General features: G+C 40.8%; 29 protein-coding genes. 1 reads left to right on the forward strand and 28 read right to left on the reverse strand.

From position 1 onward, the window contains the following. The first annotated feature begins 16 nt into the window (after positions 1 to 16). A complete protein-coding gene (locus GM182_RS04125; RefSeq protein ID WP_449185863.1) occupies positions 17 to 1,084 on the forward strand; it encodes a glycosyltransferase family 4 protein in 1,068 nt (355 codons plus the stop codon). On the opposite strand, the gene coaE is transcribed toward GM182_RS04125, so the two are convergent. Genes coaE through GM182_RS04265 form a run of 28 tightly spaced genes read right to left on the reverse strand, consistent with a single transcriptional unit; the run spans position 1,063 to position 24,259 of the window. Further along, a complete protein-coding gene (gene coaE, locus GM182_RS04130; RefSeq protein WP_449187283.1) occupies positions 1,063 to 1,668 on the reverse strand; it encodes a dephospho-CoA kinase in 606 nt (201 codons plus the stop codon). The two genes, GM182_RS04125 and coaE, sit on opposite strands and share 22 nt — an antisense overlap. Then, positions 1,650 to 2,411, reverse strand: a complete 762-nt coding sequence (locus GM182_RS04135; protein ID WP_449185864.1) for an Fpg/Nei family DNA glycosylase — start codon at positions 2,409 to 2,411, stop codon at positions 1,650 to 1,652. Before GM182_RS04135 ends, coaE begins: the two co-directional genes overlap by 19 nt. Further along, on the reverse strand, positions 2,411 to 3,796 hold the full coding sequence (locus GM182_RS04140) for a 5'-3' exonuclease (RefSeq protein ID WP_449185865.1): 1,386 nt from the start codon (positions 3,794 to 3,796) through the stop codon (positions 2,411 to 2,413). The genes GM182_RS04135 and GM182_RS04140 overlap by 1 nt, the downstream gene beginning before the upstream one ends. Further along, the gene (locus GM182_RS04145; RefSeq protein WP_449185866.1) at positions 3,793 to 4,743 is read right to left on the reverse strand and encodes a polysaccharide pyruvyl transferase family protein; all 951 of its coding nucleotides are present in this window, start codon (positions 4,741 to 4,743) and stop codon (positions 3,793 to 3,795) included. Before GM182_RS04145 ends, GM182_RS04140 begins: the two co-directional genes overlap by 4 nt. 2 nt (positions 4,744 to 4,745) lie before the next feature. Beyond that, positions 4,746 to 6,023, reverse strand: a complete 1,278-nt coding sequence (locus tag GM182_RS04150; RefSeq protein ID WP_449185867.1) for a nucleotide sugar dehydrogenase — start codon at positions 6,021 to 6,023, stop codon at positions 4,746 to 4,748. 12 nt (positions 6,024 to 6,035) lie between these two features. Next, the gene (locus GM182_RS04155) at positions 6,036 to 6,506 is read right to left on the reverse strand and encodes a hypothetical protein (RefSeq protein WP_449185868.1); all 471 of its coding nucleotides are present in this window, start codon (positions 6,504 to 6,506) and stop codon (positions 6,036 to 6,038) included. Then, positions 6,496 to 7,776: a UDP-N-acetylglucosamine 1-carboxyvinyltransferase gene (gene murA / locus GM182_RS04160; protein WP_449185869.1), complete on the reverse strand. Its 1,281-nt coding sequence runs from the start codon at positions 7,774 to 7,776 to the stop codon at positions 6,496 to 6,498. The genes GM182_RS04155 and murA overlap by 11 nt, the downstream gene beginning before the upstream one ends. After that, positions 7,769 to 8,893, reverse strand: a complete 1,125-nt coding sequence (wecB, locus tag GM182_RS04165; RefSeq protein ID WP_449185870.1) for a non-hydrolyzing UDP-N-acetylglucosamine 2-epimerase — start codon at positions 8,891 to 8,893, stop codon at positions 7,769 to 7,771. The genes murA and wecB overlap by 8 nt, the downstream gene beginning before the upstream one ends. Positions 8,894 to 8,897: 4 nt before the next feature. Beyond that, the gene (locus GM182_RS04170) at positions 8,898 to 9,842 is read right to left on the reverse strand and encodes a glycosyltransferase family 4 protein (RefSeq protein ID WP_449185871.1); all 945 of its coding nucleotides are present in this window, start codon (positions 9,840 to 9,842) and stop codon (positions 8,898 to 8,900) included. Further along, entirely contained in the window at positions 9,829 to 10,404 is a 576-nt protein-coding gene (gene upp / locus GM182_RS04175; protein ID WP_449187284.1) for a uracil phosphoribosyltransferase, read from the reverse strand. The genes GM182_RS04170 and upp overlap by 14 nt, the downstream gene beginning before the upstream one ends. Positions 10,405 to 10,458: 54 nt before the next feature. After that, positions 10,459 to 11,709, reverse strand: a complete 1,251-nt coding sequence (glyA, locus tag GM182_RS04180; RefSeq protein ID WP_449185872.1) for a serine hydroxymethyltransferase — start codon at positions 11,707 to 11,709, stop codon at positions 10,459 to 10,461. 35 nt (positions 11,710 to 11,744) lie between these two features. Continuing rightward, positions 11,745 to 12,221: a ribose 5-phosphate isomerase B gene (rpiB, locus tag GM182_RS04185; RefSeq protein WP_449185873.1), complete on the reverse strand. Its 477-nt coding sequence runs from the start codon at positions 12,219 to 12,221 to the stop codon at positions 11,745 to 11,747. Positions 12,222 to 12,262: 41 nt separating this feature from the next. Continuing rightward, on the reverse strand, positions 12,263 to 13,057 hold the full coding sequence (gene mtnP / locus GM182_RS04190; protein WP_449185874.1) for an S-methyl-5'-thioadenosine phosphorylase: 795 nt from the start codon (positions 13,055 to 13,057) through the stop codon (positions 12,263 to 12,265). A gap of 1 nt (position 13,058) precedes the next feature. Continuing rightward, positions 13,059 to 14,348 carry an amidohydrolase family protein gene (locus GM182_RS04195; protein ID WP_449185875.1) on the reverse strand — a complete coding sequence of 430 codons (1,290 nt, stop codon included), beginning with the start codon at positions 14,346 to 14,348 and terminating at the stop codon, positions 13,059 to 13,061. After that, complete coding sequence (gene trmFO / locus GM182_RS04200) at positions 14,348 to 15,682, reverse strand: methylenetetrahydrofolate--tRNA-(uracil(54)-C(5))-methyltransferase (FADH(2)-oxidizing) TrmFO (protein WP_449185876.1); 1,335 nt, start codon at positions 15,680 to 15,682, stop codon at positions 14,348 to 14,350. Before trmFO ends, GM182_RS04195 begins: the two co-directional genes overlap by 1 nt. Then, complete coding sequence (gene dprA, locus GM182_RS04205; RefSeq protein WP_449185877.1) at positions 15,675 to 16,622, reverse strand: DNA-processing protein DprA; 948 nt, start codon at positions 16,620 to 16,622, stop codon at positions 15,675 to 15,677. The genes trmFO and dprA overlap by 8 nt, the downstream gene beginning before the upstream one ends. Next, positions 16,619 to 18,112 (reverse strand): YifB family Mg chelatase-like AAA ATPase, encoded by a 1,494-nt coding sequence (locus tag GM182_RS04210; RefSeq protein ID WP_449185878.1) that lies wholly within the window; start codon positions 18,110 to 18,112, stop codon positions 16,619 to 16,621. The genes dprA and GM182_RS04210 overlap by 4 nt, the downstream gene beginning before the upstream one ends. After that, complete coding sequence (locus GM182_RS04215) at positions 18,112 to 18,453, reverse strand: YraN family protein (protein WP_449185879.1); 342 nt, start codon at positions 18,451 to 18,453, stop codon at positions 18,112 to 18,114. Before GM182_RS04215 ends, GM182_RS04210 begins: the two co-directional genes overlap by 1 nt. Next, positions 18,437 to 18,985 carry a signal peptidase I gene (lepB, locus tag GM182_RS04220; RefSeq protein WP_449185880.1) on the reverse strand — a complete coding sequence of 183 codons (549 nt, stop codon included), beginning with the start codon at positions 18,983 to 18,985 and terminating at the stop codon, positions 18,437 to 18,439. Before lepB ends, GM182_RS04215 begins: the two co-directional genes overlap by 17 nt. After that, on the reverse strand, positions 18,978 to 19,610 hold the full coding sequence (locus tag GM182_RS04225) for a ribonuclease HII (RefSeq protein ID WP_449185881.1): 633 nt from the start codon (positions 19,608 to 19,610) through the stop codon (positions 18,978 to 18,980). Before GM182_RS04225 ends, lepB begins: the two co-directional genes overlap by 8 nt. Further along, the gene (gene rplS / locus GM182_RS04230; RefSeq protein WP_449187285.1) at positions 19,610 to 19,975 is read right to left on the reverse strand and encodes a 50S ribosomal protein L19; all 366 of its coding nucleotides are present in this window, start codon (positions 19,973 to 19,975) and stop codon (positions 19,610 to 19,612) included. Before rplS ends, GM182_RS04225 begins: the two co-directional genes overlap by 1 nt. A gap of 35 nt (positions 19,976 to 20,010) precedes the next feature. Further along, positions 20,011 to 20,586, reverse strand: a complete 576-nt coding sequence (locus GM182_RS04235; RefSeq protein ID WP_449185882.1) for an RNA methyltransferase — start codon at positions 20,584 to 20,586, stop codon at positions 20,011 to 20,013. Between the two features lie 3 nt (positions 20,587 to 20,589). Then, the gene (trmD, locus tag GM182_RS04240; protein ID WP_449185883.1) at positions 20,590 to 21,342 is read right to left on the reverse strand and encodes a tRNA (guanosine(37)-N1)-methyltransferase TrmD; all 753 of its coding nucleotides are present in this window, start codon (positions 21,340 to 21,342) and stop codon (positions 20,590 to 20,592) included. Next, on the reverse strand, positions 21,339 to 21,869 hold the full coding sequence (rimM, locus tag GM182_RS04245) for a ribosome maturation factor RimM (protein WP_449185884.1): 531 nt from the start codon (positions 21,867 to 21,869) through the stop codon (positions 21,339 to 21,341). Before rimM ends, trmD begins: the two co-directional genes overlap by 4 nt. Then, positions 21,862 to 22,266 (reverse strand): YlqD family protein, encoded by a 405-nt coding sequence (locus GM182_RS04250; protein WP_449185885.1) that lies wholly within the window; start codon positions 22,264 to 22,266, stop codon positions 21,862 to 21,864. Before GM182_RS04250 ends, rimM begins: the two co-directional genes overlap by 8 nt. An 11-nt stretch (positions 22,267 to 22,277) precedes the next feature. Continuing rightward, the gene (gene rpsP / locus GM182_RS04255; protein ID WP_449185886.1) at positions 22,278 to 22,562 is read right to left on the reverse strand and encodes a 30S ribosomal protein S16; all 285 of its coding nucleotides are present in this window, start codon (positions 22,560 to 22,562) and stop codon (positions 22,278 to 22,280) included. A gap of 30 nt (positions 22,563 to 22,592) precedes the next feature. Next, positions 22,593 to 23,960 carry a signal recognition particle protein gene (locus tag GM182_RS04260; RefSeq protein WP_449185887.1) on the reverse strand — a complete coding sequence of 456 codons (1,368 nt, stop codon included), beginning with the start codon at positions 23,958 to 23,960 and terminating at the stop codon, positions 22,593 to 22,595. Next, positions 23,960 to 24,259, reverse strand: coding sequence for a sigma factor-like helix-turn-helix DNA-binding protein (locus GM182_RS04265; protein WP_449185888.1), 300 nt, complete (start codon positions 24,257 to 24,259; stop codon positions 23,960 to 23,962). Before GM182_RS04265 ends, GM182_RS04260 begins: the two co-directional genes overlap by 1 nt. Positions 24,260 to 24,335 lie beyond the last annotated feature (76 nt).

Below are 24,335 nucleotides of genomic sequence, written 5' to 3' on the forward strand. Positions count from 1 at the left end.
AAAGTGAGGTTTATATATGGCTCATATTGGTATCTTATACGGTGATGAACAAAAAAAAGGGGGAATCAGGGCATATTCTCATATGCTTGGAGATGTATTGAAATCTCAAGGACATCAGATAACCTATCTTTCTTTTGCATCACTTCACAGCCCTTTTTACAAGAGTCCAACATCCAGTTGGAGAGAACTTCTTTTAACCTATCAGCTAGGCACAATGGCAGATTATATATCTCCCCAATATGACCTCATCATTGGCAATGGGTATTATGGTGCTTTTTGCAAACACTCACCACTGACGATATATCATTTTGTTTATCCATCATATGTTAAACATCTTGGCGAAAATCCATTCAAAGGAATCATTGGTGGTTATCTTGAAAAGAAAGCAGGCAAAGACAAGTTACGGCTATCTGTATCGCAGTTTCTGGCCTCTGAAGTAAAAAAGTATTATGGTTACAATACTATTGTTATATCCAATGGCGTTGATACAGGCATATTTCATAAATTATCTACAAATGATAAAAAGTTTCTCTATGCAAAGTGGAATGTGCAGGCAGATAAACCAACCATAGTGTTTGTAGGCAGATGGAATAAACGGAAAGGTGCCGATGTCGTAGAATATATTGCCGAGCACCTACCTCATGTGCAGGTTATTGCAGTGCTGGGATACGGAGAAGTAAAAGAAAACATGGCTTCCAACATTACCGTATTTAGCCAGCTTAACCACACAGAGATAAATGAGATATACAATCTTGCCGACATTGTGCTGTATCCATCAAGATACGAGCCTTTTGGCTATGTCACCGCCGAAGGCTGGTCGGCTGGTACTCCTGTGATTACTACCCCTATGGGACTTGGATATGAGATAAAGAACCACCCTATACTGGGCAAATTCGTCATATCAGACATGGAGTACATAAAAGATGAGACGCTAAATATAGTGAAGTGGTATTTAAATCTTGATGAAGATGAAAGGCACGATATAGCTACTGAGGGCATGACATATATCAGAAAACACTACAGCATAGATACATGGGCAAACAATATGAATGAAGTCATAAACTACCTATTAAGCACACGTTGACGCCACAACCGTCTAATTGTTTCCGCAAATATGTCCTTAGAATATTTATTGCAGATAACAATATCTGCGTAGCGCTTATACTCATCATCTGTCATCTGATATTTTCTACGGGGTCGGTAAAACAGAAAAAACCTTTCGGAACCCAACCTTTTATACACAGTTTTAGGAGGGCTAACAACAGTCCAAATCTCATTGCACAAGTGATCCCAACCGGCATCGTGGAGTATAGCAGCCTCTAATACTGCTGACTGAAATCCCCTTCTTGCAAAGAAATCGATAATATCTTCTGCCTGCTTTGACATAATTGGATGTAGAAGCCTGTTATACTCTATCAGAAGAGACTTGTTAGAAAACACCTTCTGGGCTATTTTTTTTCTACTTAGGCGACCAAATTCTATAACATCTGCCCCTAAAAGGTTTATAACCTCTTCGACAACATCTGACCTTGTTAATACATAATGACCAATGAAATCCATTTTTATCATAGGAACATGAAAGGTATTGTGAATAATGTGGGTGGCAAGAGTTTTACCTGAGGCTATAGGACCAGTAATACAAATGACTTTCATGGTTCCGGCTGGCATTTCGGGCAAATATACGACGTACGACCACCGACTTTAATCTTTTTCAGAGGAGTACCACAAACTGGACATACCTTCTTACCATGAACGGAAGCAGACCATTTGCCAGGGTTGCCATAAATGTCGGTATAATGCTCATCTCCACCCTGACTATAAGCCTCATCAAGCACTTCTTTCATTGTGACAAATATTTTATGTATCTCATCATCGGTAAGGTCTTTTCCCTTCTTTGTTGGGTGAATATGCGATCTCCAAAGAATTTCGTCCACATACCTATTACCCAAACCCAATATCTTTTCTTGATTCATAAGTGTGGATTTTATAGCTCCGGAAGAGGATACAATACTCTTGAATGTGGTTTCATCTATTTGTACAGCATCAGGAGATGTTTTAAAGTCTTCATCTGTCACTAGTTTAGCTTCTGCCAGTTTTCGTGTATCACCAAGAACAAGATATTTATCTCCCATATTGAAGGCAACAATCCAACCTTTCTCTGGAGAAGATATATCATCTGTAACTCTTACAAATCCATGTAGCCTAAGATGAAACATCAACTTAATATCATCGAAGTCAAGAATGATAGCTTTTCCATGCCTATAGGCATCTTTTAATGTGAGTCCAACGATTTTATCAATGTCTTCATCTACTCTTCTACCATCAAATATGGTAACATCTCCTACCTCTTTACCAACAACCTCATCCTTAATGCCATCAACAATTACCTGGACTTCAGGTATCTCTGGCATTATCCCATCACCTCAACATCTTCACCATAAGCTGCTCTATACCAATCACGGGCCATCTCAAGATCATCAAAATCGGCCCATATACACTCATCATCGTATGCATAGACTTTACCACCTGTTTCGAATATAGCAAGAGCGACCCGCGGCACAAGGTCTTTGTCACCTACAGCTATTTTAATGCCCTTCTCCTCTTCCACTACTACAGGACCACCATCAAAGAGTCTCTGTTCCAGATCACCATATATCATAATGCCAAAGTGATTAATAAAGTGCCAGAACAGAGAAATACGAGTAAAATCACTGGCATATTCATAAATAGCCATACCAGGCATCACATAACTCCAAGGCTGGGGAATAATATCACGGCTAATAATTCTCTTCCAACCATCTTTTCCACCGTTAACAATTTTCCATGGAGGCTTTTCCAGAGAACCCTTTAACCATCTCATTTCCTCTTCTGTATCAAACAGTGATGCCATACCAGTAGAACTTTGCCACATAAAAACTTCTCCATTATTATTGACCATTTTAAAGGGCTCGATCCACTTGCGAGGCATAAAACGTTTTCTTAGCTCATCACGAAAGCGTTTGATACTTAACTTATCCAATAAATTACTTGCTTTCTCCCAATCAGAAAGATTTTCCCTTAGAGATACAATGTCACCTACTGGAACATCTCGAACAACCCTCACAAGTCGCAAATTCTCCTCAAAGATATTGATATACGGAGCTATCTTTTTGTCTGATAATAGGCCTTCTATATCATCGTATTTCTGCAATAGTGCAGTAGCACGCTTGACACCTATATTAGGTATCCCCTTGATATTGTCTGAAGCATCACCGGCAAGAGCCTTCCATATGGGAAAACGGTCAGGAGAAAAACCATACTTTTCAATAAACTTATTTTTATCATATGTTTCCGTATTGGAAACACCTTTTCTAAACACAACAACCCTTACTCTATCGGTGATAAGTTGAAATAAATCTTTATCTCCTGTATAAATATCAACCTCCGCACCAATTAACTCTGCTCTTGTAGCTATTGTGGCAATAATATCATCGGCCTCATAACCCGGCGCCTCGAGAACAGGGATACCAAGAAATCGACACAATTCTTTGCAAATTTCTACCTGCCTATGAAAATCTTCAGGTACTTCAGGTCTACCTGCTTTATAAGCTTCATAACTTTCATGTCTAAAAGTTGGGGACTTGGTATCTAGTGCAACAGCCATATGCGTATGAGGCATACCGAGAATTTTCAGAAGGATTGAAATAAAACCCCTAATGGCTCCAGTTGTAATATCCATACTCCCTGCTTTCAGAGCAGGAAGGGCATAATACGAACGAAATAGCAAGCTATGACCATCAACAAGTATATACTTCATCTAACCCAACCCTTTCCCACCAAATATTGCCGTACTTTGCTATACACATTAGTCGCCTGCTCTTTTATTCTGCCAACTTCCGTAATATTTATATTAGCATATCCCATATTATAAGACGAGATAAAACAGTAATCACTCATTAACAAACGCATCTTCGCATCGTAAACAATCGGATAAAATGGCTTTCCTAACAAACACGATAGAATCATACCATGAAGTCTTCCCGTAATCCAACAACAAGAACTTTCCAATATATCCCACAGTTCACCAACAGCTAAGGCATCTATGCCACTTACAACTTTCCAATCACTAGGGTATAACTGTCTCCATTTGCTATCTTGTCTGGGTAAAAATTCTACAACTGTTACCTTGTATCCTCGGGTCAATGTAGATAATGCATCCCAATGCATTCCAATAGCAGGACCCGGAATAACTATAATATTATCCTCTTCATGATAAATACGAGAGTCTGAAATCACATCGAGGGTAAACACCATATCTGGAGCCATAATAACAGGCTCATAACCTACATACTGTGTTAGAAACTTATAAGACAGCCTGTCTCTAACAACAGCTAATGATAATCCCTTCATTATGTTGGAAAGGACATGCCAAGATAGCCGTTTACGCAAAGGTCCAATACCAACACCAAGTAAAACGCTGCTACTACCAACAAGAATTGGATATAGGTAATAAAGCATGTTATAGAAGCTTGTAGAATCTTGAAAAAGCCCACCTCCCCCAACAATGTGCCTATGAAATGGGACTTCGGTAATAGCCTGTTCGTATGTTATAACTTCAACATCGTGTACTTTAGAAATATATGAAGCATTACCCCGTGCAACAACAACAACATTCTGAGAACCAAGAAGCTTAAGCTCGGCACTCAGAATAAGTTCATCTCCAACATTAAAACCTCCGAAATATCCCCACAGAAATGTTTTCATTGTTAGAAGACAACGACTTTCAACTTCTTATTATTTACAGGAGTTAAAATCCCTTTAGTGTCTAATACAAGCATACCATCAGAGATATACTTCTCAACAGTTTCTGCGGTAATACCTTCTTGGAGGGCAGTAATAATAACAACCTTAGCATCACTTAGCACAGCATCTATGTCATCTATATGGGTATCGAATCTCTTTGGAACCATGGGATCATATGCCCAGATATTATTCCAACCCTTTTCCTCTAGATATTTTTTTAAGAACAAAGCAGGGCTATAACGATCATCGTATGAAAAATCTTTCATAGCGAGTCCCAATATGGCAACCTTATTGCTTTTATCAATACCTAGAGCCTTGGCATTTTGATCAATATAAGACGCCAAAAATAGTGGCATTTCATCATTAACTTGCCTAGCAGAGGCAAATACCAGGGATTTCCCTGTTCTGTCGTCAAAGAGAGGTTTTAGATAATAAAAGGCATTAGGTATACAATGTCCCCCAACTCCCGCACCCGGTCTAAGGAGTTTAACCCTTGGATGGGTATTGGCAGCCTCGATAACTTCAAGAGGTCTCAAGCCCCTTGCTATAGCAAGCTTTGCCATTTCATTAACAACTGCAATATAAACATCACGAGAGGCATTTTCCAGCACTTTACTCATCTCTGCAATCCATGGGTCAGAAACCTCTACAAAGTAAGACTCTAAAATCGTTGATAAAACCTCTTTGGCTTTCTCACGTGACTTTTCGTTAATACCACCCACAAGCGTGGGCATCTTTCTAAACTCTTCATATGCTCTACCCTCCGCAATTCTTTCCGGGGCATATGCAAGATAGAAATCTTTTCCTGCCTTTAGTCCGCTTTCTTTTTCAAGTATTTCTCTGGCAAGACCCGTTGTTGTGCCAGGTACAACAGTTGCTCTTAGCACAACTGTATCCCCTTCTTTCAAAATCTTCCCAAGATTATGAAGCGCAGACTCCAGTGGAGTCCATATAAGATTCATATTATCGTCAAGAGGTATACCAACAGTAACAAGATGATAGTTTGCATCTTCGGCTTTCTTATAATCTGTAGTAGGAAAGAATTTCTTACCAACAACTTCCTTCAAAACACCATTGGTATCAGTATTACCAAACGGCTCATATATATGAGTATTGCCATTTCTGATGTTTTCCACATGCTCTTCATTAACATCTATTCCTATAACATCGGCCCCTTTAAGAGTAAATGTTAGTGCAAGGGGTAACCCTACCGAACCCAGTCCCCAAATTGAAACTTTCATAGTATCCCTCCTTTATATAGCATTTACCTCTTTCAGTGTGAAGAGATAACTGTATACATTAATAAGTATTTCAAGGGTCTGAACGAAATCTTCCTCGGCTCCGCTGCTATGGAAAGATAAAGGTACATAAAATATACGCCATGGTTCTATTCCTAACAGTCTTAACCGAGTATATGAGTGTTCTCCAGAAGCTGTATAAAAGGCATTTTTATAAACAGAAACCTTCCTACCTGGAGTATAAATCCAAATAATATTATCCCCTTCGGGCCGTTTTTCTGCAAACCATACATGCACAAGAGTGATTCTATCAGAATGAATGGTCTCCCCTTGAGATATAAGTTCCCAAGCAAATATTTCTTCCCAAGGTTTATATTTACCCATTTCCTCAAACAAAAAGGATATGCTCTGCCCAATATTAGAGAGCCTTCCAGCTGCTTTAGTCGTATTACCAATTATCCATTTAATAGGTCTTTTATGATTCATCGACTATCACCTGAACATGAGCTCCTAGTGTTTGTAGTTTACCAACAATATCTTCATATCCTCTGTATACATGATACATGTCTTTAACATGAGTTGTACCATTGGCAAGTAGTCCTGCAAGAATAAGTGCCGCCCCAGCTCTTAGATTTTCAGCTTTAACTTCTGTTCCAAATAAAGGAGTCTTTCCTCTAATAATGGCTGTACTCTGTCCTAGAGTTGTGATATCGGCTCCCATACGAAGGAGATAATTAACATATCCCAGTCGTCTATCATGAACAAGTTCTTGAACCACCGATTCCCCATTAGCTTGAGTAAGTAATGTGCCAATAATGGGCTGTAAATCTGTGGGGAAACCAGGAAATGGAAGTGTTTTTATCCTCACAGGGGAAAGATTTTCATTACCATAGACAGTAACTCCACCATTCTCTCGAACAACATTAATTCCCATATCTTCAAGTTTGGCAATCAAAGGTATGAGAAACCCCCTATAGGCAGGGGTTATATGTACTTTACTACCCGTGATACCAGCAGCATAGAGCATAAAAGTACCTGCTTCTAGGTAATCACCAGGAATAGTCCACTCTACTGTGCCAACTTCGTAAGGTTTCTGTCTACCTTCTATAACAAGTTTACGTGTACCAATCCCAGATATTTTTACCCCTATTCTATTAAGGAATGCAGACAGAGAAACAACCTGTGGGTCTATAGCCGCATTCTCAATAACGGTATAACCCGTTGTTAGAGCCGCAGCCATAAGCAAATTTTCTGTCGCTCCTACACTAGGAAAATCAAAGTATATAAGATCTCCTTTAGTATCTCTTGTTTTTCTGCCATATATATATCCACTAGTAGTCTCTATATCATATCCAAGAATACGTAATCCTTTTTCGTGAAGATCTATAGGCCTTGTACCTATATTACATCCTCCAGGATAAGGTAGAGCAATACGTCCCATACGGGCCAAAATAGGACCAAGTAGAAATAGAGAACCACGAATGGATGAGGCCTTAATAGATTTTATATTCCACTCTACATCGTCATACATAGTAAATTTTACAACGTGTTTATCTAAATACTCCACTTCTACTCCAACATCGCGAATCAGAGCTACCATGGTTTGAACATCTACGATATCCGGAACATTTTTCAGTATAATTGTTCCCTTTGTAAGCAACACAGCAGGCAAAACAGCAAGAGCTGTGTTTTTACAACCAGATACCACAACTTTACCTTTCAGTGGATATCTACCCTCTATCTGTAAGCTATTCATAAGATATCACCCATTCATCTGGCTTTTCTGTAGACAACTTAAGAAAATACCTTATGTAATCAGCAATTCGCCGAGCTGCTAGTCCGTCACCAAAGGGATTATAAGCCGGAAGCTTTTTATTCAGCATCTGTAAAGTTTTCTCTACTATGGTATCTGTATCCGTACCGGCAAGAACAATATGCCCCGTTCTCACACCTTCAGGACGCTCTGTTACTCTCCTTAACAAAACGACAGGTACGCCGAATGAAGGGGCTTCTTCTTGCACACCTCCAGAATCACTCAGTACTATACGTGCTTCCGACATATGTTTCAAAAAAGACATATAGTCCATGGGCTCTGTGAGAATAACCCCATCCACATTTCCCAGTTCATCGTAGGCTATATTTTTCACTCGGGGATTAGGATGTACTGGATAAACGACCTTAAGACCAGTTTCTCTTACAATATGCTTTACTGCCTTATATATGTTCCTAAGAGGTTCTCCCCAGTTTTCGCGTCTATGTGCCGTAAGCAATATATATTCTTTAGGCTTGAGTTCTTTATGAAGAGGTATAGCTTCTAATTTATTTTCCTTAACCCACATAAGCGCATCCACAACAGTATTACCGGTTGTAAAAATATCAACAACTTCAGGCTTTTCTTCATATATACGAGCCTTAGCCATAGGAGTAGGTGGAAACAGAACATCGGCCATTTGGTCAACAAGCCTTCTGTTAATCTCTTCAGGGAATGGTTCAAATCGATTATCACTTCTTAGACCAGCTTCAACATGCATCACGGGAATGCGCATATAGAATGCCATAAGCGCCCCCATCAGTGTTGTCGTCGTATCACCATGAACAAGCACCGTATCCGGGGCAATTTCACTATATAGTCTACCTAATCCTTCCGCCAGTGCTGAAGTAAGATAGGCCAGAGTTTGTGCTTCTTTCATAATGTCAAGGCGAAAATCGGCCTTTAGCCCAAATGTGGAAAGGGCCTCATCAAGAAGCTCTATGTGTTGACCTGTAGATAGTATGTAGGGCTGTAAATCTTCGGCCTCTTTAAGCTCCAAATATACAGGTGCCATCTTAATCGCTTCAGGACGAGTACCTATAACAATTAAAATTTTTTTCATAAAACTACCTCCTTACCAGATAAATAGCAAGTATTGCCATAAGTGCAGATATAGCATATGCCACCACAACTACACCTTTTTCACTCAAGCCAATCTTCAACATCATATGATGAAGGTGTGATTTATCAGGATAAAAAGGATGCTTGCCTTTCAGAATTCTTCTGATAGAACTCCATGTAAGATCGGTAATAGGAAAGATAAACAACATGATATAAACAAGAAATAAAAGCCCACCAATAGTTTTAATGCTACCCCACAGTGTTAAAACTCCAGTATAAAATCCCAGTAACTGGGCTCCAACATCACCCATGAATGTCTTGGCTTTAGGAAAATTATATGGCCAAAATCCTAATGTAGCACCCGCTAAAAGCAGTGACAAAATAGATACAATAACATAACCTCTCATAAGAAGAATAACGGAAAAAGCCAAAGACGAGATAAATATAACTCCGCTGGCAAGCCCATTGAGCCCATCTATAAAGTTTACAGCATTGGTAAGTGCAACAATCCATAACAGAGAAAAAAATATACTACCCACAGGTGAAAGCACAAAGGTACCAAATGGCTCTATATTGAGAAAATCAAAACGGATACCACCCCATAGAATAACAATAAGTGCAGAGGAAATCTGCACTATAAGCTTTATGTACGGAGAAAGCCCCTTGTAATCATCTATAAACATAAAAATATATAAAAGTAATGCTCCAACAAACAAGGACTTTATCCGCACATCTGTTGGGAACAACACAATTGGAGCAAGAATGAGGGCAAAGAAAAAAGCCAATCCCCCGCTTCGGGGAATTGGCTCCTTATGAACTTTTCTCTCGTTAGGATAATCTAAAACACCCAGTTTGTACCCTAAATATATCGCTATTGGCTCCGCAAACCATGTAGTAATAAACGACCATAGAAAAATTGCCAGTAGCCAAACTGCCCTACTTTGTTCCATAGAGTCTATCACCTGCATCACCAAGCCCAGGAACAATATATCCCTGGTCGTTAAGATATTGATCCATCGCAGCAACATAAACATCTATATCAGGATGAGATTTTTCAAGACGAGAAGCCCCCTCAGGAGCAGATATAATGGCAAGTACTTTAATGTTTTTGCCACCAATATCTTTAAGGTAATCCACAACATAATCAAGAGAACCACCAGTTGCCAACATCGGATCCATCACAAAGATATTCATATCACCTATATTGCTGGGAAACTTGGCGAAATACTGTACAGGACGCAAGGAGGCATGATCTCTATAAACACCAAAGTGGGCTACCTTAGCATTAGGTATAAGCTTTAATGCTCCCTCCACCATAGCTAGACCTGCACGAAGTACAGGAACAAATAGGATATCCCCATCAATAAGATATCCCTTAGCTGTAGCTATAGGGGTCTCAACCTCTGTCTCCTTCAGAGGAAGTCCTCTTGTCGCCTCATATAAAAGAAGCAGGGTAATTTCAGATACAAGCTCTCTAAACTCTTTGGCCCCCGTCTCCACATCTCTCAACATAGTAATCTTATACTTAATGAGCGGATGATCTACAATATGCACCCCCACGATTTATCACTCCCCCAATTCAGGATATAGTGGGAACTGACTGGTCAATTCCTTGACCTCTTCCCTAACAGATGTGATAATCCTCTCATCGCCACCTGACTTCAGAACTCTAACAATGAGCTCGGCAATCTTTTTCATTTCATCTGCTCCCATACCCCTTGTTGTTAAAGCTGGTGTACCTATACGAATACCAGAAGTTACTTTGGGTGGCTGTGGATCAAAGGGTATGGCATTTTTATTAACAGTAATGCCAGCTTCCTCGAGCATATTTTCGGCGTCTTTTCCTGTTACACCAATAGGTCTAAGGTCGACAAGCATTAGATGATTATCTGTACCACCAGAAACAATTCTTAGTCCATGTTTCACCAACTCATCAGCAAGCACCTTGGCATTTTCTACTATCTGCTTGGCATATTGCTTGAACTCTTCTGTTGCAGCCTCCTTTAGGGCAATAGCCTTGGCGGCAATAACATGCTCCAGTGGACCACCCTGAAGACCCGGAAATACGGCCTTGTCTATCTTCTTAGCCAGTTTCTTTGTGGTAAGAATCATACCACTACGTGGTCCCCTTAAGGTTTTATGAGTGGTAGTGGTTACAACATGAGCATAAGGCACTGGAGATGGATGCACACCTGCAGCAACAAGCCCAGCTATATGAGCCATGTCTACCATCAGATATGCTCCCACCTCATCGGCTATTTCTCTAAACTTGGCAAAGTCTATAAACCTTGGATAAGAGCTAGCACCGGCGATAATGAGCTTAGGTTTAACCTCCAAGGCTATTTCTCTAACTTTATCGTAATTGATGGTCTCTGTATCAGGATCAACACCATAGTGGTAAACATCAAACCATTTACCAGTTAAAGACACCTTGGCACCATGGGTAAGGTGTCCACCGTGAGCAAGGTCCATAGACAAGATCTTATCACCAGGCTTTAAAAGTGCCAGATATACAGCTTGATTAGCCTGACTACCAGAATGAGGTTGCACATTAGCATGATCAGCACCAAACAATTTCTTAGCACGCTCCCTGGCAATATCCTCAACAATGTCTACATATTTGCATCCGCCATAGTAGCGAGCACCAGGATAGCCCTCAGCATATTTGTTATTCAAAACAGTAGACATAGCCTCTAAAACTGCCAAGGATGGAAAGTTTTCCGATGCAATCAGCTCAAGTGTTGTACGCTCTCTTTCCAGCTCCCCCCTAATGGCCTCCCATACCTCAGGATCTGTTTTTTTCACAAATTCCCACACAATATCAGTCCTCCCCCTCTTGAAATTTCAGATTATTATTTCTTGCAAAATTCTTCTTCAATATGCTCTATCTTTCTCAGTCTTCTTTCATGTCTTCCACCCTCATACTGAGTAAGCAAGAAGGTCTTTACGATTTCAAATGACAACTCTTTACCTATCAGTCTCCCGCCCATACACAAAACATTGGCGTTATTGTGGGCACGAGCAAGTTTGGCAGCAATGATATCATTGGAAAGGGCAGCTCTAATACCCGGCACCTTATTTGCAGCAATACTCATGCCGATACCCGTTCCACATATGAGAATACCAAAAGAATCTTTATCTTCCAGTACTTTGGTTGCTACCTCTTTTGCATAATCTGGATAATCACAAGACTCCTTAGAATGTGTTCCTACATCTATAACATCAAACCCCTGTTCCACCAAAAACTCTCTAACAGCCATCTTCAGATCGTAACCAGCATGGTCAGAACCAATATAAATCTTGTGGGTTTTTGCAAGCTCACTCAACATAAAACAGCACCTCCCTAAAGTTTTTTCATTTTTATTTTACTCTACTTTTCCACTTTAATGTCCAGTAGTGAAACATCCCAAGGACACTGACATGTCTTCTCTTCCGGGAAACCCTTTATAGTTTCAAGTATAATTTTGCCAACCACTGGAGTAATCTTTGACATCATCTCTAAAACTTCGTCATGGGTAAGTACATCAGGCGATATTCCTGCAGCAAAATTAGTTACAATAGAAATACTGGCATAACACATACCAGCCTCTCTAGCAAGAACAACTTCAGGTACAGATGTCATACCTACAAGATCGCCTCCAAGCATACGATATGCCTTTATCTCTGCAGATGTTTCAAAACGCGGACCTTCTGTGGTAACATATGTACCACCATTGTAAATATCCTTAAAGCCAATTTCATCGGCAGCCTTCATAATTTCGCTACGAATCTGAGGACAATATGGAACAGTCATATCTGTATGAGCAACCTTACCTGGCTCATCGTAAAAAGTAGAAGGCCTTGCCTTGGTAAAATCAAGAAACTGGTCAGGAAGAACAAGATATCCTGGAGGAAAATCGGTATTAAGACTACCACATGCGTTGGTAGCTATAATACGCTTAACTCCTAAAGATGCGAGAGCCCAAATATTCCCCCTATAGTTGACCCTATGAGGTGGCAAGGAGTGGTTTTTACCATGGCGAGGCATAAAGAACACTTCTCTACCGTCAATCTCTGAAGCCCCTACTTCTACCTCCCCATATGGAGTAACAACAGTAATCCATTCAATATCTACCCCTTCAAGGGTATAAATACCACTACCTCCAATAACACCAAATTTTGTCATCTCACTCACCTCCAAATATTCTCTTTACACTAGCCTTAAATCCTTCAAGATATGGTATGTCAGTCATTAAATGTCCCTCTCTGTATACCTCTTTACCGGATACCCACACTCTTTTCACAGAGGATTTTGACTGTACTGAATAGATAAGGTGGGCATACATACCCTCCTCTGTATCCCAGAAAGGTAACCACTCAACATTGTCTACACTCCAAACAACAAGGTCAGCCTTATTGCCTTCGGCTAGCACACCAATATCGTCACGCTTAACAGCTTTAGCACCATATTTAGTGAGCATATAAAAGAGCTCTTTAGACGGAAGAGCCTCGGGATCCTCCGCTTTGTATTTTCCTAGCATACCTGCTGTACGAATCTCCTCAATAAGGTCAAGATTGTTATTGCTTGCTGCACCATCTGTACCAATAGACACCGTCATACCAGCTTGGAGATATTTCCAAATGGGAGCAATACCAGAAACAAGTTTTAGGTTGCTCTGAGGATTATGGGCGAGTGCAAAGTTTGCATTAGCAAGTATTTCTAATTCATCATCTGATATCCATACACCATGAGCAGCAATAACATGGATATCGCTAAACAGACCTTTATCATAGTATTTCTTAATAAAATCCTTCCCATGCTTCGCTTCAATAGCCCCACGCTCCCATGGTGCCTCAAGTAGATGTATATGAACAAAAGCACCAGTTTCTTTAGCTTTCTCTATTACATACTCAACAACATCTGGACCACATGTATAAAAACCGTGCAAACTAAGATGAATCTCAACATAATCACTTCTCAGAGCACTACGAAGGGCAACAATTTGGTCTACTCTATCTTTCCATCCTTCTTTTTCAATAATCCCCGGGGTAATAAATGCCCTGATACCAACATCATGAACAGCATCAATGGTAGCCTGTTCAAAGAAATACATATCTACAAATGCCGTTGTTCCCGTGGAGAGCATCTCTTTAATACCAACAATAGAGCCGTAGTACACATCTTCGTCAGTCAGTTTTGCCTCATAGGGCCATATCTTTTCATTGAGCCATTTACCTAGCTCCATGTCCTCACCCCAACCCCTAAACAACGTCATAGCAAGGTGAGTATGGGTATTAATAAAACCCGGAGTAATAAGATAACCATAGAGATACTGTATCCTATCAACAAACTCGTGTTCCTTTCTATCACCTATATATACAATACTGTTATCTTCCATGAGAATATCGGCATCCTTAATAAAGGGTTTGTTCTCATCGGCAGTTAGCACATAAGCCCCTCTTAGTAATGTTCTCACTATTTGCTCACCTCCATTTTCATTTTTTCTATCTGCTGCCTATATTGAAGCCACGCATCAATAGCCCTCTTTACTTGCCACTGCCGCCTTTGCTTTTTCTTCATCTTCTTATCGGGAAGAGGGAGAAGTCCAAAATTTGATCCCATCGGTTGGAATTCACGAACCGTTTCATCATGAAGATACCTCTGTATACCTCCCCACATAGAAAACTTGGGCAACTCAGGCAACTTTATACCATGCATATCAAAAAAGATACTCAGAGCAGACCAGAAACCTCCCATAATAGCCTCAAGATAACCTTCTGTTCCCGATAGCTGACCGGCAACATACACCTTAGGACAACATCTTAGCGACATAGAATCCCCCAAGACTTTAGGGGCATTAATGAATGTATTTCGGTGAATTTGACCAAGACGGGCAAACTCTGCATGCCTCAAGGCTGGTATCTTTCTAAAAATTTTCACCTGATCTGTGTGTGAAATACCTGTTTGAAAACCCACCATATTAAGCAAAGTACCTTCTTTGTTTTCTTTGCGAAGCTGAATGACGGCAAATGGACGCTTGCCTGTGCGTGGGTCAACAAGTCCTACCGGTCTCATAGGTCCATAAGCGAGTGCTAATTTACCTCTCCTAGCTATCTCCTCAATAGGAAGACATCTGTCAAAGAATTTTTCTATTTCTTCAAAGTCATGATGGACATATTTTCGAGCAGCAAGTATATCTTCAACAAACTGATAATACTCTTCTTCTGTCAGTGGAATGTTGAGATAATCTCCACCATCTGAATCATCATATCTGTTAGCCCAAAATGCATATTCCATATCTATGGTATCTGCTACAACAGTTGGCGATATGGCATCATAAAAGTGCAAAAAATCTGTACCTAACAAAGATGACAGATAATTTGACAGGTTATCTGAAAGCAGTGGACCAGCAGCAACAATAGTATAACGATCTGTATCAAAAGAAGATACCTCTTGTCTAACAATCTCAATCATAGGATGCTCCTGTATAGCCTTGCCGACAAGGTCAGAAAAGATTTGTCTATCAACAGCCAATGCTCCTCCAGCCGGCACACTGGCACTCAGGGCCAGTCGTGGCAAAGAGGCACCAGCTGTAAGAGCTTCCCACAAAAGTAAACCCTTAGGTTTATCTACTCTTCTGCTCCCCAGGGAATTAGAACATACAAGCTCCGCAGGTTTATCAGTCCTGTGAGCTGGTGTCATCTTCCAGGGCCTCATCTCATACAACTTCACAGATACCCCTAATGATGCCAATGTTAGCGCCGCCTCAGAACCTGCCAGTCCTGCACCTATGACAATAACACTATTCAATAAGTATCACCACACTTCCCTCCATCTTTACAATCTGTTTCATTTCCAGATATGCAATATCCTTCATCAAACTACCTGTACTATCATAATACCCTCTGAGAACCGATATATTCATAATTCCACCATGCTCTCTCAGTATATCTACAAGACCATGCTTATCATTAGTATATGCAACAACATTAATCATAGACAACACATCTTCTGGTTTGGTAATAATCATTGCACCATCGGCAATAAGGGCATTTGTACCTCTTGATGTTATGCGAAATATATCACCGGGCACTGCAGCAACGGGTACCCCCAGTTCCATAGCAAATTCTGCAGTATGAATGGAACCTCCACGTTCTGGAGATTCAACAACAATAACAAGAGAAGAAAGCGCCGCAATAATCCTGTTACGGGCAACATAAGACCACTTAGTACCACGCACCTCACCAGGATACTCAGAAATAAGTAAGCCCTTTTCAGCTATAGTATCTTGAATGACTTTGTTTTTATACGGATAGTAGATATCTAACCCATTACCCAAAACAGCAATAGCTAAACCTCTATCCGCAGCATAGCGCTGCGATGCTACATCAATACCACGAGCAAGTCCCGACACAACGGGAACACCAGCATTTACCAGTGTATACCCCAACTTTTCTGCTACAGACATACCATAAGATGTAGCCTTTCTTGTCCCAACAATGGCAACTTTGGGCATTTTGTTCAGGAGCAAAATATTTCCCTCATAAAAGAGAACAACAGGAGGCTTATTTAAATGCCTTAAGCTATCTGGATATATACTATCCGCTATAGTGATAGCACCATGGCAACCATCGCAAACACTTTCGTGCTTTTTGCCCGATTCCATCTGCCATATATGGTAAGTTGTGGCAAGATCTTTATAAGAAGCTCCCTCTTGGGCAAGCATTATAAGTTTTTCTCGTATATTCACCAAAACCTCACCAACATATCCATGGCTTTGCGAAAACTAAGAGCCATCCAAATATGCTCTTCACTTACATAGTCTTCTTCATTTATATCGGCTATTGTTCTTGCCAATCTCTTAATCTTTGACAGTTCTCTTCCACTGTCTTTGCCCATAATTCTAATATCTTCAATGGCACTGCTGGCACCAGTAGACATATTGACATGTTGTAAAAACACATTATCGGGAGCCGTACCATTGAAATATCTTCCCTTATACCGTTTCATCTGCATGTTGCGAGCGATAATAACCTTTTCTCTCATGTATTCTGTTGTGAGTTCATCCCTTGTCATATTCTCAGGTGGAGTCATCCACATTTGTATATCTATTCTCTGCATGAGAGGACCTGAGAATTTTCTCTGATACCTTTTAATATCGGACACGCTACACCTACACTGCTTATGGGGATGTCCTAGATAACCACAGGGACACGGATTAGATGCCATAACAAGGAGAAAATCCGCAGGAAAATTAACCTTGATATCTGCTTTGGACAGGAACACCTGTCTTGTTTCCACAACAGTTCTTAAACCCTCAAGCACATCCCGGCGAAATTCTGGAAATTCATCTACAAATAATACTCCTCTATGGGCAAGTGTTGCCTCACCTGGTTGGACATATCTGCCTCCACCAAACATAGCTGAAACCGATGTATTACTATGAGGCGAGCGAAAAGGCCTATCTGTTACCAGCGTTTCTTTTCCTAATGTGGCACTGTATATTTTCGTGACTTCGATAATCTCATCTTCTGTCATTGAAGGCAAAATCCCTGTCATCCGCTCCGCTATCATCGTCTTTCCAACCCCAGGAGAACCCACCATTACCATATTATGAATTCCAGCAGCGGCAAGCATAGCTCCATACTTTGCCATATACTGTCCTTTGATATCTCCAAAGTCTTTGACTATGTTCTGAGTTTTCACCCTAATAAATCCTTCTGTTTGTTGCCAAGACAGGTTACCTGAAAGGAACTCACTAAGATTTGATACAGGTATGTAAGCAACATTGCTAAATACATTAATAAGATATGACGCTTCATCAGGGATGATAAACTGCTTATACCCTAGCGATATGCCTTGTGCAATAAGGGCAAACATAGATGAAGACATCCTTACCCTGCCATTAAGAGACAACTCCCCTAAAATCAAAGCACCCGAAAAGTCATCTTGTATAACATTCATTGCCTTGAGAAGTGCTATGGCAATAGGCAAATCTGCATGTGAGCCTTTTTTAGGCACTTCAGCAGGGGAGAGATTGATAACTACTTTGCGAGCTCCAATATCAACACCTATATTCTTAACAGCAGATAGTACACGTTCACGAGATTCTTCTACAACGCTTGATGGTAATCCTACAACTTTAAAAGATGGCATTCCTCGCCTCACATCAACTTCAACAACGGTCTTAACCCCCTCAAGACCGATAAGAAATACTGTACTGACAAATGCAACCCCCATCATAGTTCCTCCTTAAATATAGATATAGAAAAGTTGTCTTTTTCACCAACAACGGCACATACATGAAACTCTATAGGAAAGTGATAGTATTTATCTGCTTTCTGATACCATACTCTGAGGATACGCCGTTTCTTACTAGGAGAAACAGCAAGTAGGGCATCTTCTAATGAATGTTTTCTTTGCTTTACCTCTACAAGAACAACCTTACCATTTTTTTCAAATGCCAAATCGATCTCGCCACCATATGCCCTAATATTTCTGCCAATTAGTCTATAGCCGTGCTCTTTATAAAAATAAAGGGCCGCATCCTCGGCCCATTTCCCCTTATGAAGAGGCATCATTGTAATGAATACGATGGAAAACGGTAAAATTCGAAAACGGATAAATCCTCATAACAACCCGCCCAACCACACTCTTCTCGTCTATAGCTCCAAAGAATCGGGAATCTCTACTTGCTGGGCGATTATCGCCCAGCACAAACAACTTCCCTTGAGGCACAGTATATGGTCCAAAGCTGGATGTGTCCTTATGAACAACATATGGTTCTTTAAGGGCATGCCCATTAATGTAAACAACACCATCATGAATCTCAACAGTTTCACCAGGCAAACCTATAATGCGTTTAACAAGATATTCTCCCTCATGATCTTTCTTATCTCCCAGATAAAAAACTATGATATCGCCCCTTTGGAAATCCCTATGAACCGCATACATCCGGGAAACAACAACAACATCACCACTGTGAAGTGTTTCAAGCATAGATGTCTGTCTTACCGTAAACCAAGGATAAAGGTAAAACCTGAACACCAAAAAGATAATAAGGAATAACGCAAGGAGTATGATATCCCACCACTTTTTCAAAAAACTAACCATAGCCTCCACCTTCTTCCCGTAGTTTCTTTAAAAAACTTTTTCTATGCCATCGCGACATACCAAGCTCTTTTATTTTACCCATATGGGCCTTTGTTCCATAGCCCTTATTAGAAACCACCCCATAATCCAGAAGTTCTCCTATAGACGCCACATAAATATCCCTGATAACTTTTGCAACAATAGAAGCTGCAGCAATAGAAGGAGATTTCCTATCCCCTTTGATGAGTGTCCTCTGGGGTATAGCAATCCCGGGAAACGGCACCTTTCCATCTGTTAACAGAAGCGTAGGCCTATAAGTTTCATGCAACTTATCTAATGCACGATTCAAAGCCTCTCCAAGAGCCCACATAATACCCTTTTCATCTATCTCCCACGCATCTACCCATCCAACAGTCCATAAAAAACCAGGAATATTTATCAGTCTCATAAATATCTGTCTTCGTTTCTTTTCAGAAGAAAACATTTTAGAATCTGTCCAAAAGATATCCATCATATCATACGGTTTAGTAAATATTGCTAAACCAACAAAAAGGGGGCCTGCTACGGCCCCCCTCCCTACCTCATCAACCCCACCGACAAGGCGAAAACCTTTTTCAAGGTATCTCCTTTCAATGGAAAAATCCATTATTTCTTCTTCTTACGAGACATACCAAATTTATCTCTCTTTTTAACCTCGAGTTTTCTCTTATCACGCAGATAGTAAAGTTTAGCGTGTCTGACCTTACCCCTCTGAACAAGCTCAATCTTAACGAGTTTAGGGCTGTGAACGGGGAATATTCTCTCCACACCGACACCATGAGAAATCTTTCTTACGGTTATTGTCCTACGAACACCGGAACCTTTATCGGCAAGAAGAATACCCTCGAACCTCTGAATCTTCTCCTTTCTACCATCAACAACTTTCCAGTAGACACGAATTGTGTCACCTGGACGAAATTCTGGTAGGTCATCTCTCATTTGCTGCTCTTCAATTCTCCTAATTATGTCCATGCTCATTTATCATCCCTCCTTTTTCCTTCTATATCTTAATACGACCACTCTTCTCCTACAAGCCTATCAACAAGTATAGAGGCTGCAGAGCGAACAGATAAATGATTAAACGACGTGTTTGGTCTAATAGGCTTTAGGAAATAATCCATCTTTCTTATCTCATCATAGACAATACCATGACCTGTGCCCAGCACAAGCACATATTGGGCATCATCTTCACGAAGGAGTCTTCTTGCCTCCTCGTAATCTATCATATTGGGATAAGGACGGGCATCGGTTGCAAAGAGTTTAACAGGACCGCCAAACTCTTCCTCTATACCCTTTACCATCTCTTCAACATTGGCACCAATTCTTACAAGGGAAAGGGCCTCTTTACGATGAGGATTATACCCTCCTCCCGGACCTTTGACCCAATAATCAACAACACGCTGTACCATAGCACGCTGGGGTTCTATAGGTGTAATAACCCAATAAGATGCCAAGTTGTAAGTACGAGCAAGCCGTGCTATGTCGTGTATATCAAGATTGGTAACGGATGTTGCTATAGTCTGATAATTTTTTCCGTACATTGGATAATGAAGCAATGCTATGTGTAGTCTCAACTTTTCCACTATTTACACCCCCAGCATGCTTAATGTCTCTAATATTTCTTTTTTTACTTCAGCAAGCAATTCTTTTTCTTCTTGAGACAAATGTATATCCTTCAGCATATCGGGTCTTTTAACAAGTGTTCTTTTTAAACGCTCCTTGAGTCTCCACCTGGCGACATTGCCATGGTGTCCACTAAGAAGCACATCAGGCACATCCATACCATCAACATGCGATGGTCGGGTATATTGAGGATATTCAAGTAAATTATGTTCAAAGGACTCCTCACTAAGTGAATTTTCATCACCCAATACTCCGGGAATGAGTCTAACCACAGCATCAAGAACAACTGCCGCTGCAGGTTCTCCTCCCGACAGAACATAATCACCTATGGATATCTCTTCATCAACGATAGACATCAACCGCTCATCTATACCCTCATACCTGCCACACACGAGGATAAAGCCTTCTTCTTTAGCCAAATCTTTGGCATAGGCCTGATGGAAAGGTGTTCCCTGTGGAGACATGTATATAACAGGGCCCGATACCTTAGCCCTGGCATTTTCTATAGCCTGCTTAAGTGTATCGTATTTCATAACCATACCACTGCCACCGCCGTAAGGGTAATCATCAACAGACTTATACCTGTCGGTTGCATAGTTCCTTGGATTTTCAAAAACAATATCAAGAAGATTGTTTTCTATGGCCTTTCGTATCATGCCTGTTTTCACTACACCTTCAAAGTATTCGGGAAATATTGTTATGATACCTACATTCATAGCAAGTCCTCCAACTGAGATGTATCTATGACAACCTTTTTATCCTTTACGCTGATATCCTTGACAAATTCTTTGGCAAATGGCACCAACAACTCTTTTTTCTCTTCTACACGAGAGATTCGCAACACATCAATACCACCTGTTTGCAAAAGGTCTTTGACGGTTCCCAGCAGATTACCCGATAGATCATAAACGGCCATACCAACAAGCTGGAAAATATAAAACTCGTCTTCCTCAAGTTCGGGAAGCTCACTCTCGCGGACATAGACATTCTGGCCCACCAATGCTTCGGCATCGTTTCTCGTGTCTACATCCTTCAGATGAACCCTATAGAGATTTTTTGTAGCATGTTTAGAAGAGCGTGTAATCTCAACACGAGAGCCATCGGCCAGCTCAAGAGAGCCTCCCGCAGAAAATCTATCGGGATTATCACTAAAAGGATGGATATAAACATCACCTTTTATACCGTGTGCGCGGACAATCTTGCCCACAAGCACACGCCCGTCAAGACCTTTCTTCTCACTCATTGCGAATCTCTATCACCTCTCCATCTTTGATAACAATCTCTCCACCTTCGACCTTCTTAAAGAGATCGTCGCCGACCTTCACATCGGCAAAGCCTTCAATGATAGAATAGATAACTTCTTCACCTTCGGCTTTTTCTTCAATTTCCTTTCTCTGTTTTTCAAGTTCTCTAAGAACTTTTTCTTTCTCCCTCTTTTCGGCTTCCATCAGTGCCTTCAAACGAAGTCCCTCTGCCCCAAGCTGAGATTCTGGAAGAAACAGTATTTTTCTCAGCTCCTTCTCAATAAGTTCTACCTCTTTTTTTGTCTGGGCTATAAGGGCATCAACATTGGCAAGCATCTCAGCCCTAAGCGTGGGAGTCATAATTGCTTTAACGGTAATCTTTCTTCTAATAAGCATAATCTCTCCCCCTACTCAGCTTTTTTGGCTTGTTTAGCCGCCTGAAACTCATCCCATACGCCAGTCCACTTGAGAATTCTTACAACAGGTTCAGTGGGCTGGACACCTTTCTGAAGCCAGTTAAGTGCCTTCTCCTTGTCAATTGTCACCCCAGCTGCTCCGTCTTTGTGAGGATCGTATGTACCGACGATCTCGATAAACTTACCATCTCTTGGAGCTCTTGCGTCCGCGACAACAATACGATAAAAAGCTCTCTTCTTTGCACCCATTCTCATGAGTCTCATTCTAACTGCCACTTATACCTCACCTCCGATAAGTTTTTCTCGTTATTTTATGCCACCGCCACCGAGAAACGACGGTGGTATGACAGAGGGAAATCTACCCCTCTTCATCATCTTAGATAGTGTCTTCATAGCTTTCTTCATCTGCTTATATTGTTTAAGTAACTGGTTAACCTCCTGCACGCTCGTTCCACTACCGGCTGCAATACGACGCTTACGGGATGCATCAAGCACCTCTGGGTGCTTTCTTTCATAAGGCGTCATAGACTGGAGTATAGCCTTGAAATGTTTCAGTCTTGTATTCATCTCTTCTTCGTCTACACCTTGCATCATTTGTCTACCACCAGGCAGTGAAGATAACAGTCCACCAACAAAATCACCATCAGATATAGCTTCAAATTGCACAAGCAAATCTTCAAGGGTAAAATCTTCTATCTTCTCAGCCTTAACCTTTTTACCCTTTCTCTCAAGTTCTTTCAGCTTTTTCTCAAGCTCTTTTATACGCTCCATAAAGGCCTTTGCACTGCCAAGGTCAAGAATACGGGCAGATATCTCATCGGGATCAAAAGGCTCTAAAGCATCAACCTTTTCTCCCATACCCATAAAGTAGATAGGCACACCTGTAACATATCTGAGGGATAGTGCTGCACCACCTCTAGTATCACCATCAACCTTGGTAAGAATAACACCGGAAATAGGCAGTGCCTTATGAAATGCATCGGCAATATCAACAGCCTCCTGACCAAGCATAGCATCGGCAACCAAGAACACATAATCGGGCTGAAGGGCCTCATGAAGTTGTTTAATCTCTTCCATGAGCTCTTCATCAACATGCATACGACCAGCACTGTCTATAATGGCTACATCATAAAGGGTTCCCCGGATAAATTTCTTATAACCATCTATATCAAGGGTACCGTCTTCTTTCACCATAGAATAGAAACCGGCATCAACTTCATTGGCTAGTGTTCTTAACTGCTGAGCAGCCGCTGGACGGTATGTATCTGCGGCAACAAGTATAGGAGATTTGCGAAGTTTTTTCTTGACGTAATAAGCCAGCTTACCAGCAGTTGTTGTTTTACCACTACCTTGCAAACCCACAAGGAGTATCTGTGTGAGTTTACCGGGTTTCAGTTTTAGAGGTACTGGCTGCCCCAGTATTTCTCTCATCTCATCATAAACAATTTTTGTCAGCTGGTCTACGGGAGATATGCTCTTTTCAATATTGGCCTCTTCCAGCTTTTTACGCACATCTTTAATAAACACACGAACAACATCAAAACCAACATCGGAGGCCAAAAGAACCATCTTCAAATTCTTGAGAAACTTATCTATATCTTCCTTCGTCAGCTTACCCTTTTTGCGCAAGGAGTTAAGCATGTTAACAAGTTTATCACTAAGGTCGGCAAACACTAAGCCTCACCCCTTCCCTTTGTCTTCGTCCACATTTCTACCACATCAGGGCATCTCTTATCTACCATGTCAAGTAGAGACAACATGCCTAATACTTCTTCATATCTCTCTAAATTTCTCAAAGCCCTACGAATGGTGGTGCTAACCGATTGCTTAGATATGTTGCGTGCATCGGCTATTTCTGTAATAGAAAGTCCATATGTTATGTAATCTGTCAAAACATCACGAGCTTTATCGGAAAGTAGACCTCCATATACCTCTAACAGCCGATTATATCTCTCTATATCTGCAATACTCATACTGTCAACCATATCGTTTGACAGTATAACACTTTTTCAGTGCCATGTCAATAGGCCTCATAAATACATTGTTTGT

The sequence above is a fragment of the Zhurongbacter thermophilus genome (assembly GCF_026184435.1).
Taxonomy (GTDB): Bacteria; Coprothermobacterota; Coprothermobacteria; order Coprothermobacterales; family JAADFF01; genus JAADFF01.